The sequence below is a fragment of the Pseudoalteromonas sp. GW168-MNA-CIBAN-0100 genome, from assembly GCF_040309225.1.
In the GTDB taxonomy this organism is placed as follows: Bacteria; Pseudomonadota; Gammaproteobacteria; order Enterobacterales; family Alteromonadaceae; genus Pseudoalteromonas; species Pseudoalteromonas arctica.
In genome coordinates this window covers 1-260 of record NZ_JBEOOL010000722.1, presented here as the reverse complement: position 1 = coordinate 260, position 260 = coordinate 1, and the positions used below count along the sequence as shown (strand labels likewise).

Annotated in this window: 1 pseudogene; it reads left to right on the top strand. The window is 35.8% G+C overall.

What is annotated here, in order from left to right:
- A pseudogene (locus tag AAEY62_RS23170) lies at nt 1-260 on the top strand (polysaccharide biosynthesis protein); the annotation flags it as partial.

Genomic DNA, 260 nt, shown 5'->3' with positions numbered 1-260 from the left:
GTAAAAGACTTAATAACTGCCGCAGGAGGCTTGTTAGAGTCGGCTTACACACAACAAGCAGAAGTAACAAGAATTGCCACTAATGATGTATCAAATATTGAGCATATTAAGTTTGACCTAAAAAGCGCTATGCAAGGTAAAACAGCATCTAATATTTCATTACAAAGTAAAGACAGCGTAAATATATTTGCTATACCAAATTGGCAAGAAAACTTAAAAGTAGAGCTAAAGGGTGAGCTTAAATTTCCGGGCACCTATAC